Source organism: Undibacterium sp. Ji50W (assembly GCF_049340445.1).
Lineage (GTDB): Bacteria > Pseudomonadota > Gammaproteobacteria > Burkholderiales > Burkholderiaceae_D > Undibacterium.
In genome coordinates this window covers 13,836-33,088 of record NZ_JBMPOX010000015.1, presented here as the reverse complement: position 1 = coordinate 33,088, position 19,253 = coordinate 13,836, and the positions used below count along the sequence as shown (strand labels likewise).

The window sequence follows — 19,253 nt, the reverse complement described above, 5'->3', positions numbered from 1 at the left end:
TATGCCACAACAACGTTTTACACAAAGACTGACGCTGTACTACCTGTGGTACACCTTGCTGTTTTTCATTTTCCTGATCAGCCTGGCGATACTGGAAAAAGAAGGTGTACCACGCGCCTGGATAGGTTACCTGTTCATGTTTGCCACTATCGTTCTGTATGCTGGCATCGGTGTCGTCAGCCGCACGTCCGACATTACCGAATACTATGTCGCCGGACGGCGCGTGCCCGCGGTTTTCAATGGCATGGCCACTGCTGCGGACTGGATGTCTGCCGCCAGTTTCCTGAGCCTGGCAGGTGGCCTGTATCTGCAGGGTTTTGATGGCCTGGCCTATATCATCGGCTGGACCGGTGGTTTTTGCCTGGTGGCGATGCTGATTGCGCCTTACCTGCGCAAGTTCGGGCAATACACCATTCCTGATTTTTTGGGTGCCCGGTTTGCCGGCGCGCCAGAAAACAATACGGTCAGGATACTGGCGGTGTTTGCCACCGTTTTCATTTCCTTTATCTACGTGGTGGCACAAATCTATGGCGTGGGTCTGATCACCTCGCGCTTCACCGGCGTGGATTTTTCTGTGGGAATTTTCCTTGGGCTGGCCAGTATCCTGGTCTGTTCTTTCCTGGGCGGCATGCGGGCCGTCACCTGGACCCAGGTGGCGCAATACATCATCATCATTATTGCCTTCCTGATTCCTGTTGGCTGGCTATCGGTCAAACACACACATAATCCGCTTGCACCGCTGACGTATGGGTCGGTGTTGCCAGAACTGGTCAACAAGGAAAAGCAATTCGCGCAAGATCCCAAAGAACAGGAAGTCAGGGCTATTTACCGCCAACGTGCCACCGAACTGCAAAATAAAATCCAGCAATTGCCACAATCATGGGAAGAAGGCCGCTTTGAAGTACAACACAGGCTGGACGATTTAAAATCCGGCAACGCCTCTTTACTTGAGATCAAGGCTGCCGGACGCATCCTGGCGAATTATCCCAAATCACCACAAGAAGCCAAAACCCGCTGGACCGATATCCGCAACAATTACCTGAACAAGGCACAGCCCGGCTTTTCGCAATACACACCGTATGCAGCCAAAGACAAGAAGGAATCAGACAACAAGCGCAACAATTTCATGGCGCTGGTGCTATGCCTGATGATGGGTACTGCCGCCCTGCCCCATGTACTGGTGCGCTATTACACACCGCCGACCGTCAAGGAAAGCCGTGACTCGGTCTTCTGGTCCTTGTTTTTTATCATGCTGCTCTACATCACCATCCCGGCGTTGGCGATACTGGTGAAATACGACATTTATAATTCACTGGTGGGTAGCGAATTTTCCAAACTGCCGTCCTGGGTGACTTACTGGGCCAGCATAGACAAGATCAACCCACTGGTGACGATTACGGACATCAACCATGACGGCATTGTCCAACTGGCTGAAATCGTGCTGGATGGTGACATCGTGGTGCTGGCCACACCCGAAATTGCCGGCCTGCCGTATGTGGTTTCCTCCCTGGTGGCGGCGGGTGGCCTGGCGGCTGCCCTGTCTACGGCAGATGGCCTGCTGCTGACCATTTCCAATTCGCTGTCGCACGATATCTATTACAAGATCATCGATCCGCAAGCCTCTACCCAGAAACGGGTAACCATCTCGAAATTGCTATTGCTGGTGGTGGCGCTGATAGCAGCCTACGTCGCCTCCTTAAAACCGGCAGATATCCTGTCGCTGGTGGGTGCGGCGTTTTCTGTGGCGGCATCCGCCCTGTTTCCGGCGCTGGTGCTGGGCATCTTCTGGAAGCGCACCAATCGTCAGGGGGCAATTGCAGGCATCGTCACCGGATTCACTGTATGCGTGTTTTACATGCTCTACACCCACCCGCTGTTTGGTGGCAACGCCGCAAATCAGTGGTTGAATATCGCACCGATCTCGGCAGGTGTATTTGGTGTACCGGCAGGCTTTATCAGCATGCTGCTGGTAAGTTACCTGACACCAAAGCCAGATCAAAAGACAACGGAACTGGTTGATTTTATTCGTCAGCCATAATGGTGGCTGCGGCCTGCTGGCCATACCGTACCGGCATCCGCTAAAATGCCGGTATGAATACACTTATCCTGCCATCTGCCAACTAAGAAAATGCGATGAAATGTCGCGATAATTGTGGCGCGTGCTGCATCGCCCCCTCTATTACGAGTCCCATACCCGGGATGCCAAATGGGAAACCTGCAGGTGTTCGATGTGTCCAGCTTGGCGAAGACAATCGCTGCCTCATCTTCGGCAAACCAGAGCGCCCCCTATTTTGCGGAAGCTTACAAGCATCCGAGGAAATGTGTGGTTACACCCAGATGCATGCCATTCGATGGCTGACGGATTTAGAGCACGCCACTTTACCGAACCTGTCTTCATCATTTCCACGTTGATCCAGATCGTGCAGTGCTAAGCCTTGCTTACTTGAATGACTGATGTCGTCATTTCCATTTTTTTATTTTTGAATAGCTAATTTAAAAGCTCATGATAAACCTGGCTCCTGAATTGGCAAGTTTGGCATAACGCACCGTACCTCCATTGTTATGCACCAGTTGCCGCACCATCGCCAGTCCTATGCCATTGCCTTTGGCCTTGCTTGTAAAAAATGGCGTGAAGATGTGCGCGACCAACTCATCTGGTATTCCTGGCCCATTGTCACTGATTTCAATACGTAATCGACCACCACGAGCCAGACGCGCATATACTGAAACTTGTGGATTCGGCGTATTCGCTGTTGCTTCTTCGGCGTTTTTTAGCAGATTAATCATTGCCTGCTCCAACTGCCCAGGATCGATCATTATTTCTAGTGATTCAGGCTCCACAACAAAGGTCGCTGCTCCATTTCTGCTTTGCCAACTTTGTTTCAGGAGTGTAGAGATGCGGGAAAATAATTGCAACAGTTGAGTCCGCTGAGGAAGCGAAGTGGGCACATTGCTTAGCGAGCGATAACTGGATACAAATCCTGCCAAACTATCAGAACGTCGACTGATGGTATCCAGTGCTATAGATAAATCACCACCTAATTCCTGCACCTCATGATTTTCCTGTGGTAATTTAGTTTGCAACTCAGCCATTAAATCATGTGCAGTGCGCGACAATGAGGCCACCGGCGTCAGTGAATTCATGATTTCGTGTGTCAGCACGTGCACAAGTTGCTGCCAGGCTTTGAACGCTGCGGTTTCCAGCTCGCTTTCTATCGGCAACACTGCAATAAGCCGTTCTTCAACACCGCCGATATGAAAGTAATTGACGGCTACAAGGGCGCGTTCCTGTCCATTCTCTGTGTCGAAGACAATAATATTGCGTCTATCATTGTTGATGGCCCTTAGTGCGGCATTAAAGTCATTTAAATCAGTAACGCGTCCAGGTGCCAGCATGCGTCGGGCATAATTGTTGAGCGGGGCAAGCAGTTCATTTTCTGAGGTCATTAGAAAGAGTGCGGACGGTGCATGTTCCAGCCGTGCTTCCAAGCGCGAGTAACTATCAGATATTGCTTTCTCATCATATTGCAATTTGATGGGAGCTTCCTCTATCGGTTGCCGACATCGCAGTTGCATAAAAGTACGACGCAATAATTCGACGCAAAGCAAAGCAAATAGACCACAAATGACGATGACGCGCGGCGATGATAAATTCATTGCTGTCAGTGCAGACAAGGCCATCAATGCTGCGATATAAATCACCATTCGTACAATGTCATATCCCATATTTATCGATTTTTCTGTACAAAGCAGGTCTACTGATACCAAGTGCCTTGGAAGCCTGACTGATATTGCCCTGTGCATTCGACAAAGCCATCACTATGGCATCACGTTCTAGCGATTCAAGTAGCAGGTTATCGGTTCTGGCCTTGACGCCGATGGATATGCCCGCTGTGGCATTCATTTCTGTAAGTGATATTCCAAAATCTTGAAATACGTATTCGGGATTCGTGCCAAGAATAATTGCCCTTTCGCAGGCCTGACGCAATTCCCTGACATTCCCTGGCCACGGATATTGTTCAAGGCGGGATAGCGCAGATGAACTTACTGATCGGGGTGTACGTTGGTATTGTTGCTGATAGTGACGGAGATAATGTCCAAGAAGAAGCGCAATGTCCTCACGACGTTCACGCAACGGTGGCACCCGAACGACAATTGTGTTGAGCCGGAATAGCAGATCAGAGCGAAATATATCAGGGGTGTACAGTTTTACTTCATCGAGATTGGTGGCGCTGATAACTCTGACATCTATCGCCACCGGTCTGTCAGAACCAAGTGGTGTTACTTCACGTTTCTCCAAAACAGTTAATAGTCTGGCTTGAGCATTGAGCGACATATTGCCGATTTCATCCAGGAATAAGGTTCCGCCTCTGGCGGACTGAAAGCGCCCGGCACGCTCAGTTTGCGCGCCTGTAAATGATCCTTTTCGATGGCCGAATAATTCGCTTTCCAAGGTAGATTCGGGTAGTGCGCCCATGTCGATAGATAGAAAAGTATTGTCAGCACGCTCTGACGCATCATGGATAGCACGTGCGACTAATTCTTTGCCAACCCCATTCTCTCCCAGAATCATGACATTGGCATGTGTAGGCGCGATACTGGCAATCATATTACGCAAATTCTGCATGGCATTCGAATTGCCGATTAATCCAGAATTGTCACCCGTAACGGCTTTTACTTTTTCATGCGCAGCATGACATCGTGCCAATGCTGCCTGAATACTTGAAGTCAGGTGTTCATTGTTCCAAGGTTTGGTAATGAAATCCGTGGCACCACGCTTTAATGCCGCCACGGCCAGAGGCACATCGGCATAGGCGGTCATGGCGATGACTACTGGTGGATTATTCAACTGCTGCAACTGATCCAATAGCATCAAACCTTCACTGCCATCGATATGGCCAGGAGTGAAATTCATATCAAGCAGCACGATATCGGGTTGCGCATGCGCTAATAAAGTGGAAAGCCCGGCTGGATCAGTCAGCGTGTGTACAGAGCCCAAGCATCGTCGCAGCAACAATTGCGCAGCACAGACAATGTCGGGGTCATCGTCAATGATGAAGATAGTCGCGTTGGGGTTTGTGTAGGCCATGGCGAACCATTTTACATGCCGCTAGCAAGCACCGCAAATGACTTAGATTCTGTCCGATAATGAACAGTGACAAGTGTCCGTTATCGGACATTTTTAATAGGACTTACGCAAAACCGCCCCAGCTGCGTTACAGCTCCTTGCCGTACTATTTGTACTGTCTTCGTCGCTGCGCCTTGCTGGGACAATTTTGCGTAAATCCTATTTAAAAACGGCAAGCTCCCATGCAGGAAGCATCAGGTGGCATGGATATTGCCATGCCTACTGTATTCCCACTATTTTTTTTCATGATGAATCATCCAAAAATACCTGATGCCATTTCTGGTTACGCGATGGATACCGTGATTCGGAAAAGCTACCGAAAACAAATCATTGCTGCCAGCCTCGCGGTGTGCGGCTTGCTTGGCTTGATGTTCGTGCTATGGGTGTGGATGCCGCGTGGTTTGCAGGTTGATGCGAGTGATATCAGAACTGCGATAGTAGAACAAGGCATATTCTTAAACGACATGGTAGTACGTGCCAACGCCACCCCACTGAGTTCAGTGATACTCGATGCGGTGGAATTTGGGCATGTTGAAGAAATATTTGTGCGTGATGGCACTGTTGTGAAACAAGGAATGCCCCTGTTCCGTTTATCAAATCCACAGCGCCGGCTTGAATTATTGGCGCGGCAGTCAGACCAGGCGACTCAAATTTCCAATATTTCAAATTTGCGTGCCGCCTTGGAAGTGAGTAAAACAGATCACGAGCGCCGACTCTCGGATTTACGATTTAATGTGCAACAAACTGAGAAAAAACACCTCAGAAATAAACAGTTAGCACTTCAGGGGTTTATTTCCTTGGTTGTTTTAGAAGAATCTGAAGATGCTTTGGAACAACAACGACATGCATTCGCTCAGGAACAGTCACGTAGTATTGAAGAAATCGACATCAAGCGAGCGGGGATTATGCAAATGGAACAAGCCAATGCCAGGCTGGCTTCCGGGCTTCTTATTCTGGACACGGCTATCGACGCCCTCACCGTTCGTGCGCCGACGCATGGCAGGTTGACTGATTTCCACTTACAGGTTGGAGAGGCCGTCTCGGCTAGCCAGCATATTGGTCGCATTGACGACCCTGATCGTTTTAAGTTAACTGCTGCTGTTGACGAATATTATCTCAATCGCATCAGTGAAGGTCGGCATGGGAAAGCGCAATTGAATGAGCAATATTTTCCCGTTGAGGTCAACAGAGTTTTTACACAAATTATTAGAGGCCAGTTCACCATAGAAATGGTATTTGACGCTGTTCAACCTAAACAATTAAATCCCGGGCAAAGCCTCGATACCCAGATTACATTGGGTGATTCAAAGCCTGCATTGTTATTGCCTGGTGACGCGTTCATGAATGATACCGGTGGCACGTGGGTATATGTCTTGAGCAAAGATAATAAATATGCCGAACGACGCAAGATTAAGGTTGGGCGGCGAAGTAATAGTCAGATTGAAGTTATTGAAGGCTTGAAGGCGGGAGAAAAACTTATTGTCTCCAGCTATGCCAAATTCGGGCAAGCAATTCGTCTGGAATTAAATTGAAACCATTAGCGAGAATTTTATATGATCAGATTAAACAATCTTAGCAAAGTGTATTCCACTGGAGAAGTACGCACCACTGCTTTAAACGGTATTAATCTGGAAATTGATGCTGGTGAATATGTGGCGATTACAGGACCCTCCGGTTGTGGTAAATCCACTCTCCTGGGGTTGCTTGGGTTGCTGGATATCCCAGACTCTGGTGACTATTGGTTTAATGGTCAAAACCTTGCAGGCTGGACCGAATCACAATTGAATCAGTTACGCCGTGGACGCATCGGATTTATTTTCCAGAGCTTTAACTTGATCGAAGAGTTGAACGTTTTTGAAAATGTAGAACTTGCTCTGGAGTATGGAAATATCCCAGGCAAAGAGCGCAAAGAAAAAATCAATGCCATGCTGGAAAAACTTGCCATTTCACATCGTGCCAGACATCGTCCGTCCCAACTTTCCGGGGGCCAGCAGCAACGTGCGGCGATTGCGCGGGCATTGGTTTCTGGACCTGCGATTTTGCTTGCCGATGAACCGACCGGCAATCTGGATTCTGCGCATGGCGATGAAGTCATGAAATTGCTACGTCAAATCAATGCAGAAGGTACCACCATCGTCATGGTGACTCATTCACCCATGCACGCAGCGCAGGCGTCAAGAACCTTGCGCATGCTGGATGGCAGTATTTTGATCGATGCACAAATGGCGGCTTAGAATGATGAAACTGAACGATTTTAAAATTGGCTGGCGCTTGCTAATTGGTGATCCCATCTATTCTGCAATAGTTATTGTTGGTTTGGCGCTAGGATTCGCCACATGCTTTAGCTTACTCAGTTATGTACGATATTCCTTGCAATACAATGCAAACGTGCCGGATGTGGCGAATGTCTATGTCGTGAAACAACGGTATAACATTGATGCCGTAGCTCCTTGGTTTGACCAGTCTCCGTACTTGTTGCGCACAGCTGCCATGAAGCTGCCGGGCGTGGAAAATGTCAGTGGATATGATCCCAACAGATCTTACCCGGTTCGAATAGAAAATCAAATCCGCAAATTATCCGTTCTTCCTGTTTTGCCCGGATTTACACAATTATTAGGTTTCGAGGCGTTAGAAGGCGATCTCGGTGCTGCATTGGAACAACCAGAAAATATCGCCATGACGGCGCAGACTGCTACGGCTTATTTTGGCACGGCGCATGCCTTAGGATTGACATTGCAAGCTTCTGGAAAAGTGCTGCGCGTTGCAGCGATATTACGCGATCCTCCTACGAATACAACTATTCCGCACGAAGCGCTGATAGGTGTCAACTCTGTACTAATTTCTAATAAGCAGCAGGCGACAATGCTGAATGGAAATGGCAAGGGATACGATTGGGGGAAATTGTTGATACGTGTTAAACCAGGCACGTCAATATCAGCAGTAACAGAAGCCTTGCAACAGGCTATCGATCTTTCAGCTATATCGCAAACGCAGAAGCCGGAGGTCAAACAACGTCTTGGAAAACGTAAAGTGATGGATATTAAGTTATCGCCGCTAAGCGATGCTTACTTTGATCAGGACATTGCCGATAATCCAATCACCATACCAGGTGACCGGGGAAATCCTGTCGTTGTTAAAGGGCTTGCTGCCATCGCTTTTTTGATTCTTGCACTTGCTGCGATTAATTATGTAAATCTGGTGACAGTACGATTATTGCAACGTCAGCGTGAAATTGGAATACGCAAAACCTTGGGCGCAACAGCGCAACAAATTTTTGTTCAATTTTTGAGTGAATCATTGCTGGTTTCCTTACTGGCGACGGGTTTAGGTATATTGCTTGCGTGGTTGGCATTGCCATTATTTTCCGAACTTATGCAGCGCAAATTAGACGGCGTATTTTCTGCTGAAAATATTCTTGCAGCACTAATCATTGGGATCATTGTCGGAATTCTTACTGCAATTTACCCAGCGTGGATAGCTCTGCATGTTCGGCCTCTGCAAGTATTGCTTGGGCGTCCCAATACCGAATCCATGCATGGCAATTTGATGCGCCGGATAATGACGGTACTTCAGATCGCTGTTGCTTTAAGTCTAGCAAGTATCACGCTTGCTATAGCATGGCAAACCAGTTTCGCCATGAACGCTTCTCCAGGTTTTGACCCAGATCCCCTATTGATCGTCGATTTACCGGTGCAAGTAAAAGACAATCAAAAGGCGCATCATTTCATCAGTGCTCTGACACAGAAAAAAAATATCGCCAGTGTAGCTGTTACTATGGATGCGGTCGGACGATCCAAATCCCGGTTTGGCCTTGATTTTAGACTTGGAAACAATCCCAGTATTTTTGTTGAAATGAAATCTGTCAGTGCAAATTTTTTTAACCAGTACCGCATCAAACCGGTTGCTGGTCGTTTATTTGACCCGCGACGCGACAAAGAAGATGACCCCGATCCGATCATCATTAATACGGTTGCAGCGCGCAAATTTGGATTTAAAACTCCAGGTGCCGCAATAGGCCAGATTTTGCAGTACACAAATTATGATGGCGACGTATTGATCAAGCGCGTGATAGGTGTGGCGCCTGAATTACGTTTTTTTTCCTTGCGCGAAGCGCCGCGCGCCATTGCATGGGAGTTATGGACGCAAAGCTCAACATTAAGCATTCGTGCGTCGGCTAGCTTAACTGATGCGGAGCAGACCATTCAACAGTTATGGCACACCTCTTTTCCGGATGACGCACTGGAGATGTATTCGGCTAAAGCCATTTTGGCGACCAATTACGAAGATGATGCGCGAATGACTAAATTGCTGGCATTCTCAACCGGCATCGCCATGGCTATTTCTGCGTTCGGTATTTATGCGCTGTCTGCCCACTCTGTACAGCGACGCGCAAGAGAAATCGTATTAAGGAAGTTATATGGTGCAACGAAACGGCATATCGGTAATTTGGTCGCGCGAGAAATTGGTTTGCTTATTTTATTTTCGGCGCTAATCGGTTTGCCTCTTTCAACTCTGATCATCCGACGCTACCTGGCTGGCTACGTCGAACATGCTGCGATTGGTTACTGGACTTTGCTGATCGCATTGCTCATGGTAGTAGCTATTACATTGATCGCGACCACGCGTCACATACTGATTGCCATGCAGATGAAGCCAGTACGGGCATTATCGAATTGAAGAATGCTGGCCTGCCTCTTGAATGAATCAAATTGTGCTCATTGCAGCGAGAGGGCGACCGGCACGAAACCGACGGGCGACTCCTGTATGCAAGGACTTCACTGGCAGTTTAGCTACAGGCTGAAGCCCATTCAGAGGGATACAAGCGACCCAACCAGGCTGATCGGCATGGTTACGGTCTGCATGCCATGTCTTGCAAAAAGACCGCAGTCACAGATTGTCTATTGGTGAAGTGGAGTGAGAAAGAACGGCACACGTGAAAAAAATCTGAATTTATTGAGATAAATCAGTCGTTTTTTGCGTATAATTTCCACTTGGAAATATATTTCCACGCCATCCAAGTGTAGACTGATTAGTGACATCTTTGTCTGCATTTTCAACTTGTCTCCTGACATAAATAGAAAATCTATGATCTCTCAACTCAAACACCTTTCCGTGGGCAAAAGGTTAGGCTTAGGTTTTGCCCTCATCCTTGCGCTGTTTTTTGTCACCACCGTTATTGCTATTTTCAAGCTTAATGCGGTTGCGGCATCAACCGACAATTTGCTGAAGGACCCGTTGACGACCGAACGCCTGATCAGTGACTGGTACCGCAATATACACACTGGGGTGCGCCGTACCACGGCCATTGCAAAAAGCAGCGACCCTTCACTGGCGAGTTTTTTTGCGACGGAACAGGAAGAATCCACCAAGGCATCCGGCCTTTTGCAAAAAGCCATTGCAGAACACATGCAAAGTCCGGATGAAATTGCGCTCTTCAAGGAAATTGGTGAACAGCGGCAAGCTTATCTGAATACGCGCAACAAGGTCATCGCCCTGAAAAAAGAAGACAAGGTAGATGAAGCCAATACTGCCCTGGAAAAAGAATTTCTTCCGGCTTCTGCGATGTACATCAAAAAAATCGAAGCGATGCTGACCATGCAGCGCAAGCAGATCGACGATACTTCGGCAGAAATCCAGCAGACTTACCAGTCCAGCAAAATACTGCTGATCGTGCTGTCACTGATCGCCGCCCTGCTGTCGGTCATCTGCGCCTGGATGATGGCAGCATCGATTACCAAACCACTGGCCAAAGCGACAGCCGTGGCAGAAAAAATGGCACAAGGCGACTTGAGCGATATCATTCACATTCAACGCAATGATGAAATCGGCAAGATGATGCATGCCATCAACGGCATCAATACCGGTTTAAGTGGCGTCATAGGCGAAGTGCGTCATGGTACTGAAACCATCAGTGTGGCGGCGGCAGAAATTGCCACTGGCAATGCCGACCTGTCATCCCGTACTGAATCACAGGCAAGCTCGCTGGAAGAAACTGCCTCGTCGATGGAAGAACTGACATCTACCGTCAAACAGAACGCAGACAATGCACGCCAGGCAAATCAATTGGTGATATCGGCATCCGGCGTCGCTGTCAAAGGTGGTGAAGTGGTTGGGCAAGTGGTTACCACCATGGGTTCCATCAAGGAAAGCTCGAACAAGATCGTCGATATTATCTCAGTGATTGATGGGATCGCCTTCCAGACCAATATCCTGGCGCTGAATGCGGCGGTGGAAGCAGCCCGTGCCGGTGAGCAGGGTCGTGGTTTTGCCGTGGTAGCGACTGAAGTGCGTAATCTGGCACAGCGCAGTGCCTCTGCCGCCAAGGAAATCAAACACCTGATCGATGATTCTGTCGGCAAGGTCGAACATGGCAGCAAGCTGGTTGATACCGCTGGCAAAACCATGCAGGAAATCGTCACCAGCGTCCAGCATGTGGCCGACATCATGAGTGAAATCACTGCCGCCAGTCAGGAACAGAGCGCCGGTATTGAGCAAGTCAACCTGGCCGTCACGCAGATGGATGAAATGACGCAGCAAAATGCCGCACTGGTTGAAGAGGCTGCAGCCGCAGCAGAAAGCATGCGCGACCAGGCCGCCAAGTTGTCGGATCTGGTCTCGCAATTCAATATCATCGCCCCGGTCCGGGAATCGCTCACCCAGACGCGGCAACCGGCACGCGCAACTGCAGCCGGACGCCAACCTGCAGTACAGCGCGCCGCCGCACAACCAGCCAGATTGCAAGCATCGACAGCGAAGAAAAAGCCTGCGTCACCATCCAGTGATGACTGGGAAGAGTTTTGATAGTGACCTGCTTTGGGTAATAAATGGCTGGCGTTCTGGCGATTCAAAATCCGATGGGCACAAGAATCCTCCCCACGCATCCTGGCAGCTTGCAAGCTGCCAGGATGCTGAAGGAACAGGAATTAAAACAAGCTATATCTTGATACGCATCGAATCACCACTCGAAAAGAACAGCGAAACGCCATCCTCAGTCTGAAGGATGCGTCTCACCGACTGTTCCAGGCTGGCGGCGTATAACTTACTGCCGTTTGGCCGGAAAATACCCAGCCACATGCGATGCGTACTAGTACGCGAATTAGCCGCCAGCAAAAGATATTCGCGCCCAGCTATCTTTACCTGGCTGGCTTGCAGGTCGCCCATATAAAAGGCCGACGGTATGCGTTCCAGCAAGACCCGCAAGCCATCATTGTGAACCTGTATCAGGAAGCCATTGTCAGTGCCGGAACGTACGAAATTAAATTCGTAGGAACCCAGCCTGGTTGGTGTGCTGCGACGGATATGGACATGATCTTCAAAGTCGGCGAAGTAATTATTACGGTCTGTGCGTGACTGCCTGGGCACGCTATCCTTGGTCATTTCGGTCTGCACATGCATCTCCTTAAATTCTGGGTAATTCCAGGCTTCATTTCTCACTGCATCACTATCTCGTCCTGCACCCGCCACGCCGCCCCCAATAATGGGCAAAGGTATAAAGCAAGCACTCAGGCAGGTACTCAAACAAACACCTGCGCACACTTTCAAACCCATATTGACCAACGGCATGCCTGATGGCCAAAAACTCCATAGGCGCTGCGATGCTCTGGCCAGGCCTGTCATTGCTGTGCAGGCCGGATCACCAGCCGTCTGCCAGAACCAGAGGTATCCACCATGGAAATACCATCGGCATGCTCAGTAAATTGCCAGGTGCCATGGGGTAGACCTATGCGATACACGGCATGGCCATCCATGCCAAAAATCGCCAGCCACATGGGCTGTCGCAAAGAACGATTGGCGACTGTCAGCACATAGGCTTCGGTTCCGACCTTGAGTTTGGCTACCTCCAGCAAACGATACCTTTGCTCACCGGTAAATACCGGCGATATAACTTCACGCAACAGGAACTCGCCATTTCTGCTGACCTGCATCATGGCGCTGGCATTGCCTGCTAAAGCTGAAGATGCTGGCAACAGAAGGCGGGGGTTGTGATAACTGATGACAAATTCCTGTAAACGCACCGGCACCGTGCCATCAACCGTGATGTGGTGAGCAAACTGGGCCAGATGTTGATCTGCATCCGGGAACTGCCATAGAAACTGCTGCCTCACCACCAATACTTCCACCTGGCTACTGCGATACTCAGCAAACACCTGCTCCATCTTTTCAGGGCTGGTGCTTGCCTGTGATGGCTGCGCGGGCATGGCGGTGGTGCAGGCAATCAATCCCGGCAGCAGGCTGGCAATAAAGCCATACTGGCAATAAGAGATGGATTGTTGTGACAGCCTGAACATGGGTGATAAGCGCTTAATAAAATAAAGACAGGAATAAAGGCATGAATACAGATACGACCAAGGACAATGCCAAAGTATCGCGATTGCTAACTGGGGAGCAATGAAATTCAGAAAAGTACCGAAATACAGAACCTTGAGTGCAAGGAACTGCCATCCGGCAAGTCTTTATCCTTATGTTTTTATAAATTTGCCCCCTGAATGGGGCATTTACGGGCAAATTTCTGCGCAGGCAGGCATGCACCATGTTAAGCTTCGTGCCGACCAATTCCCTGCTTAACTTCCCACTTTTCAGTGTCGTATGGACTTCATAATCGCGATCAAAATCATCATCATGGGCATCGTCGAAGGTTTGACGGAATTCTTGCCTATTTCATCTACTGGTCACCTGATATTGACCGGCAGTTTGCTGAACTTCACCGGCGAAAAAATAAAGGTGTTTGAGATCGTGATACAGGCCGGCGCGATTTTTGCGGTGTGCTGGGAATACCGGGCCAAGATTGCCAGTGTGGTCACCGGCCTGGCCAGTGATGCCAGGGCGCGCAAGTTTGCCCTGAATCTGATCGTTGCATTTTTACCAGCAGCCGTACTGGGTCTGCTGTTTTCCAAAAAAATCAAAGCCGTGCTGTTTGCCCCTGTGCCGGTCGCCCTTGCTTTTATCATAGGCGGCGTCATCATCCTGTTTGTTGAACGCAAACACGCGGGTGCCGATAGTCATGACAGCAGCCATGCCCGCATACAATCCGTGGATGACATGAGCATGCTGGATGCGCTGAAGATAGGTCTGGCCCAGTCCTTTGCGCTGATCCCCGGCACCAGCCGTTCCGGTGCCACCATCATAGGTGGTATGCTGTTTGGCTTGTCGCGCAAGGCAGCGACCGAATTTTCGTTCTTCCTGGCGATACCGACATTGCTGGGTGCGACTGTATATTCGCTGTACAAGGCGCGTGAAGACTTGTCGATGGCAGACTTGCCCATGTTCAGCCTGGGTACGGTTGCAGCTTTTATCTCTGCCTTCTTTTGTGTACGCTGGTTGCTGCGTTATATCAGCTCGCATAATTTCAATGTGTTTGCCTGGTACCGCATAGGCTTTGGTATCATGATCCTGATTACCGCCTACACTGGCGTAATTACCTGGGCCGACTAATTGGTGACAAGCGCAGTGACTGAAGCAGGCAATACCACCAGCGATACCGTTGAGCAGGCTCTGCATTTACTGCAGACTGTATTTGGCTATCCGGCCTTTCGCTCGCAACAGGGCCAGATCGTTGAACACGTTGCCAATGGCGGCGATGCCCTGGTGCTGATGCCCACAGGGGGTGGTAAATCTTTATGTTATCAGATACCGGCCCTGCTACGTGATGGCGTTGGCATCGTAGTATCCCCGCTGATTGCCTTGATGCAAGACCAGGTCGATGCCCTGGCCGAAGTGGGTGTGCGTGCTGCATTTTTAAATTCCACCCAGAGTTTTGATGAAATCCTGGCAGTGGAAAAAAAGATGCGCGAAGGCGATATTGACCTGGTCTATATCGCACCTGAGCGCCTGCTGACCCAGCGCTGCCTGGAGCTACTACAAGTCGTCAACATCGCCCTGTTTGCGATTGACGAAGCCCATTGCGTCTCGCAATGGGGACATGATTTCCGCCCTGAATACATCAAACTGTCAGCCCTGCATGAGCGCTTCCCGCATGTGCCGCGTATTGCCCTGACCGCCACGGCAGACCAGCAAACCCGTGATGAAATCATCCACAGGTTGCAGTTGGAAAACGCGATGCAGTTCGTGTCATCATTTGACCGCCCCAACATCCGTTACCAGATCGTTGAAAAAGCCAATGGCCGCAAGCAATTGCTGGATTTCATCACCGCCCAGCACAGCGGCGATGCCGGCATTGTATATTGCCTGTCGCGTAAAAAGGTTGAGGAGACAGCTGAATTTCTGAATGAAAACGGCATCACTTCCCTGCCCTATCATGCCGGTATGGATTTGCAAGACCGCAGCCGCAACCAGGCGCGCTTTTTGCGTGAAGACGGCATTGTCATGTGTGCCACCATCGCCTTTGGCATGGGCATAGACAAACCTGACGTGCGCTTTGTCGCCCATCTGGATTTGCCAAAAAGTATAGAAGGTTATTACCAGGAAACCGGTCGTGCCGGTCGCGATGGTGCCAACGCCAATGCCTGGATGGCCTATGGCTTGCAGGATGTGGTGCAGCAGCGCCGCATGATTGATGAATCCGAAGCCAATGAAACCTTCAAGCGGGTGCAAGGCGTCAAGCTGGATGCCATGCTGTCGCTATGCGAAACCCTGAATTGCCGGCGCGCCCACATCCTTGAGTATTTTGGACAACAAGCCGGCCCCTGCGGCAATTGCGATACCTGTATCAGCCCTCCCAGCTCTTTTGATGGCAGTGTGGCGGCGCAGAAAATTCTGTCCACTGTATATCGTGTCGATCAGCGCTTTGCTACTGGCCATGTCATCGACATCTTGCGCGGTATTGATACCGAACGCGTACAGCAATGGCGACATGACAAATTATCGACCTATGGCATAGGATCAGACAAAAGCGAAGCCGAATGGCGCGCCCTGTTGCGTCAGTTGATCGCGCTGGGCATGGTCGCGGTAGATTATGAAAACTATAGCTCGCTGAAACTGACCGAAACGTCCCGCGCCGTCTTGCGGGGTGAAATCAAGGTACAGCTACGCCAGTACAAAAAAGCAGAAAAAGCCGTCAAGCACAAACGCCAGTCAGCAAAAGACTATGCCGAAGCCGACCTTGACAGCACTGCCCAGGCCGCTTTTGACAAACTGCGCTGGTGGCGGGTGGAAACTGCACGCACCCACAATGTACCGGCCTACGTCATCTTTCCCGATGCCACCCTGCGCGAAATCGCCCGCCAGCAACCCGCCACCCTGACCGCCCTGCGCGCTATATCGGGCGTGGGAGACAAGAAGCTGGAAAGCTATGGTAAAGAAATTATCAGCCTGATTGAGGAATTGCAGGCTTAATACTTATACGTAGTAAGGCAAAGCAAGACCTCTCAACACAGAGGCACGGAGACACAGAGGGGGCACAGAGAAGAACGACAGTATCTTCGGTTCCCTGATTGTCATCTCATATCTGATTTCAAGATACTCTTTTCTCAGCCTCTACTTGCCGTCGTGGCTAGCGGTTTTTGCCAGATCTGGCTGGCAAGTTTTTAACTTTCCGACGTGCGTACCAACATGGGATGTGTCTCATCCACACAGCTGCCGTTCCAGTAGGCGTGCTCGAATGGTGTTACGCTGTCCACGCGTTTTGCCAAGGCCCGATCCGATGCCGTGCTTTCGTCTATTTTGACGAAAATGGTATCAAAGGTATTGATTTTTTTATTGTCCATACTCAGGGATACGAAACGCGTACCACCTGCGTAACCGCCAAATGCATTTTTTCCATCCACAATGCCGCATACCGAAATTTCGGTATTACCATCGGCATTTGTTCTTTGTAAAACAAAAGAAGAACGTATCACCATGGAATCCGGATCTTTCATCATCCCCTTGAGTTGTTTGATGGTATTGTCTTCCGCCCAGCCGGCTGGCCCTACCATTTTATTGCGTGCATACATAAATGCTACCAGTGCCAAGGGCACTGCAATGATGACAATAACGATCCATTTTATAATTTTCATTATCTTCCGCTGTCCTGTTTGATGATTGAATGATGTGTCTTGGCAAATTATTATTATGTTGCCTTAAATGCTAACACTGCAGGCAAATTATGGTTGACACAATGTACAAACATTTGAAGCGGAAGGTGTAGTAAGCAAATACACCTGTATCTGCATGTCGGCGGTCCATGCATCTGGGGTCGTTGGGAGTGGCAGGCCGATCGAATGATCTACAACAAGCTAAGCCGGTTCTGCCAGTATGGCATCGATCTTCAGTTTGGCATCACGAATGACGGCGAGTTTGGCCTGGGTTTCGCTACCCGCCTTGAACGGCCCGCTGAATTGCTGGGCAATTTCCAACCCATCAGCACCATACTTTTGCACTTCGCCGCTGGCAAACCAGTTGCCATCGGGTCGTGGAAATGCAATCACAAAAATATCATAATTCTTGTAATGCATGGTCGGCGTTCGCTCTATCTTAGTTTTAAGGCTGCTGTTCATGTTATTTCCTGATCAGGTATGTCAGAGTCCCGGTAAAACTGTATGGGAACATGCCTGACTGAGCTCGATGTACAAGATCGATAATGGATTTCAATAGCCTGCACATACTGGTGGGTGTAGCAGAAATTGACTGATGATTTCTTGCCTGAGTCTGAATATTGAATATCAATATTCAATGACCGCCAACACCTTTACACCTCTGTGAGCCGCGCCACGCAAGCGTATTGCGCTTTTTTCGCTGAAGCGGTATTCCAGCCATAGATGATCATTGCCAGCCGGAGAATAACGCACACCAAACCTGGACAGGGCGTCCGGTTTTTCCTGCTTGCTTGGGAGACTGGCAGACTGACTGTAATACTCTTTCGTGACGCGCGCATACAAGTCTTGCCCATTCGCGGCCTGCGTGTTTCCTGTCCTGCCTGGAAGCCGTGCGCCAGAAGCAGAGGGTACCGGGAAACCGTCCAATTCAGCGTCAGCAGTGGCTTGCTGCGGTCCCAGTGCCGGTTTCCCGTTCACCGGGTTTGCGTCGCCTGCCCTATTGGCTATCCACCGATCTGCAGGCAGGTTTTTTCCCACTTCATTTTGCTGCTCTAATCCTTCTGCGCTGGCGGGCTGTTTTACTTCTTGTGCACAGGTAGCTTGTGCATACATCAACAAGCTGCAAACGATCAAGGCTGAATAATGGGCGCTCATGATCATCTCTTCCCAAAAAATGAAGTCAGCAAAACCATCGCCAATACTCCATACAAAATGAGTTGCGGTGTATGCATGATCTTCTTCCTGCCAGATAGCGCTTGTTGCTGTTAATTCTCCACCAAGTTCATATGTCCTGGCAACTTGGAATATGAACGGCCTTGCGGTAACTCTATCCTGATATGGGCGTATTCCCATTCGACTTCATTGGCTTCTGCCGCTGCCTTGGCCGTCCGCAATGCGACGCGCAGCCATTGTTGTGCCGGTGCTTTATTGATGCCTATGATTATCATGATCTTAGCCATGTAAAGATTGATCTATAGCAGAACTTACGCGAAACCAATTCTGTTGTTTGCGGCCCCACAGTTAGCAGTACCTTGGATTAAAGTATTATTTTTGCCATTATCTTGCACCTTCACATGCCTGCAATCCTTAGCCCTTACCCTTATCTACCGCCTGCTCCAGAGCCGCCTTGTTCATACTTGCGCGCCCCTTGATATTTTTCTTGCGTGCTTCCTGGTATAGCTGCGCATAAGTGCGTCCGGCTGGTCCACTATGCGAATGAAGTCCGCCCCTCCTTCCTGCAGGCATATCCTGCAGAGAAGTCTTGCTCGCTTCCAGGCTTTCACCATGCTGCGCCCTTTCTTTGTTAACGGTACGCGCAGCAATTTCTGTAGCCAAACCAGGCTTACGACCGCTTTTTACCAAGCTATCCTTGATATGTTTAAACTGGCGCTCTCTTTTTGCGCTCCAGGCAGCTTGTGGCATCGTCAATTCCCCATGTCTGATTTTCTTGCGTAATTATTTTTCGCCCTGCGTCCATATTTATATTGTAGTCGTCAGCACCAAAGAACAAAATCGGATTAAGACGATACTTGCGTAAGACTATGCTGACGAAGTTGCTGCAATGCAGTACATACCAAGGCTCGAAGCTGCCCTGTATCGATCAGCAAGGTAAAATTACATAAATTACCACTGACAGATGGATTGCCATGCCC

At 49.5% G+C, this 19,253-nt stretch carries 17 protein-coding genes; 8 read left to right on the top strand and 9 right to left on the bottom strand.

The window, feature by feature from the left end; all coding sequences use genetic code 11:
• Position 1: 1 nt before the first annotated feature.
• Positions 2–2,038 carry a sodium:solute symporter family protein gene (locus ACO0K9_RS19095; protein ID WP_422987672.1) on the top strand — a complete coding sequence of 679 codons (2,037 nt, stop codon included), beginning with the start codon at positions 2–4 and terminating at the stop codon, positions 2,036–2,038.
• Between the two features lie 95 nt (positions 2,039–2,133).
• Entirely contained in the window at positions 2,134–2,412 is a 279-nt protein-coding gene (locus ACO0K9_RS19090) for a YkgJ family cysteine cluster protein (protein WP_422987671.1), read from the top strand.
• Between the two features lie 81 nt (positions 2,413–2,493).
• Here ACO0K9_RS19090 and ACO0K9_RS19085 read toward each other — a convergent pair whose 3' ends face one another.
• Positions 2,494–3,705, bottom strand: a complete 1,212-nt coding sequence (locus ACO0K9_RS19085; RefSeq protein WP_422987670.1) for a sensor histidine kinase — start codon at positions 3,703–3,705, stop codon at positions 2,494–2,496.
• Between the two features lie 10 nt (positions 3,706–3,715).
• A complete protein-coding gene (locus tag ACO0K9_RS19080; RefSeq protein ID WP_422987669.1) occupies positions 3,716–5,089 on the bottom strand; it encodes a sigma-54-dependent transcriptional regulator in 1,374 nt (457 codons plus the stop codon).
• Between the two features lie 221 nt (positions 5,090–5,310).
• On the opposite strand from ACO0K9_RS19080, the gene ACO0K9_RS19075 reads away from it, so the two are divergent.
• From ACO0K9_RS19075 to ACO0K9_RS19060, 4 genes are all read left to right on the top strand, one after another.
• On the top strand, positions 5,311–6,660 hold the full coding sequence (locus tag ACO0K9_RS19075) for an efflux RND transporter periplasmic adaptor subunit (protein ID WP_422987668.1): 1,350 nt from the start codon (positions 5,311–5,313) through the stop codon (positions 6,658–6,660).
• A gap of 21 nt (positions 6,661–6,681) precedes the next feature.
• Positions 6,682–7,362: an ABC transporter ATP-binding protein gene (locus tag ACO0K9_RS19070; RefSeq protein WP_422987667.1), complete on the top strand. Its 681-nt coding sequence runs from the start codon at positions 6,682–6,684 to the stop codon at positions 7,360–7,362.
• Positions 7,363–7,366: 4 nt separating this feature from the next.
• Positions 7,367–9,805 carry an FtsX-like permease family protein gene (locus ACO0K9_RS19065; protein ID WP_422987666.1) on the top strand — a complete coding sequence of 813 codons (2,439 nt, stop codon included), beginning with the start codon at positions 7,367–7,369 and terminating at the stop codon, positions 9,803–9,805.
• A gap of 408 nt (positions 9,806–10,213) precedes the next feature.
• Entirely contained in the window at positions 10,214–11,929 is a 1,716-nt protein-coding gene (locus tag ACO0K9_RS19060; protein ID WP_422987665.1) for a methyl-accepting chemotaxis protein, read from the top strand.
• A gap of 132 nt (positions 11,930–12,061) precedes the next feature.
• On the opposite strand, the gene ACO0K9_RS19055 is transcribed toward ACO0K9_RS19060, so the two are convergent.
• Together ACO0K9_RS19055 and ACO0K9_RS19050 are read right to left on the bottom strand one after the other, a co-directional pair.
• A complete protein-coding gene (locus ACO0K9_RS19055) occupies positions 12,062–12,517 on the bottom strand; it encodes a hypothetical protein (protein WP_422987664.1) in 456 nt (151 codons plus the stop codon).
• Positions 12,518–12,741: 224 nt separating this feature from the next.
• On the bottom strand, positions 12,742–13,416 hold the full coding sequence (locus tag ACO0K9_RS19050; RefSeq protein ID WP_422987663.1) for a hypothetical protein: 675 nt from the start codon (positions 13,414–13,416) through the stop codon (positions 12,742–12,744).
• Positions 13,417–13,714: 298 nt separating this feature from the next.
• Between ACO0K9_RS19050 and ACO0K9_RS19045 the strand changes: the two genes are divergently transcribed.
• Together ACO0K9_RS19045 and recQ are read left to right on the top strand one after the other, a co-directional pair.
• Positions 13,715–14,560, top strand: coding sequence for an undecaprenyl-diphosphate phosphatase (locus ACO0K9_RS19045; RefSeq protein WP_422987662.1), 846 nt, complete (start codon positions 13,715–13,717; stop codon positions 14,558–14,560).
• Positions 14,561–14,563: 3 nt separating this feature from the next.
• On the top strand, positions 14,564–16,420 hold the full coding sequence (recQ, locus tag ACO0K9_RS19040; protein WP_422987770.1) for a DNA helicase RecQ: 1,857 nt from the start codon (positions 14,564–14,566) through the stop codon (positions 16,418–16,420).
• A 191-nt stretch (positions 16,421–16,611) separates the two neighbouring features.
• On the opposite strand, the gene ACO0K9_RS19035 is transcribed toward recQ, so the two are convergent.
• The 5 genes from ACO0K9_RS19035 to ACO0K9_RS19015 form a co-directional block, all read right to left on the bottom strand.
• Positions 16,612–17,082, bottom strand: coding sequence for a hypothetical protein (locus ACO0K9_RS19035; protein ID WP_422987661.1), 471 nt, complete (start codon positions 17,080–17,082; stop codon positions 16,612–16,614).
• A gap of 219 nt (positions 17,083–17,301) precedes the next feature.
• Positions 17,302–17,562: a hypothetical protein gene (locus tag ACO0K9_RS19030; RefSeq protein WP_422987660.1), complete on the bottom strand. Its 261-nt coding sequence runs from the start codon at positions 17,560–17,562 to the stop codon at positions 17,302–17,304.
• A 165-nt stretch (positions 17,563–17,727) separates the two neighbouring features.
• The gene (locus tag ACO0K9_RS19025; protein ID WP_422987659.1) at positions 17,728–18,255 is read right to left on the bottom strand and encodes a hypothetical protein; all 528 of its coding nucleotides are present in this window, start codon (positions 18,253–18,255) and stop codon (positions 17,728–17,730) included.
• A 110-nt stretch (positions 18,256–18,365) separates the two neighbouring features.
• Positions 18,366–18,548 carry a hypothetical protein gene (locus ACO0K9_RS19020; RefSeq protein WP_422987658.1) on the bottom strand — a complete coding sequence of 61 codons (183 nt, stop codon included), beginning with the start codon at positions 18,546–18,548 and terminating at the stop codon, positions 18,366–18,368.
• Between the two features lie 139 nt (positions 18,549–18,687).
• A complete protein-coding gene (locus ACO0K9_RS19015) occupies positions 18,688–19,023 on the bottom strand; it encodes a plasmid stabilization protein (RefSeq protein ID WP_422987657.1) in 336 nt (111 codons plus the stop codon).
• Positions 19,024–19,253 lie beyond the last annotated feature (230 nt).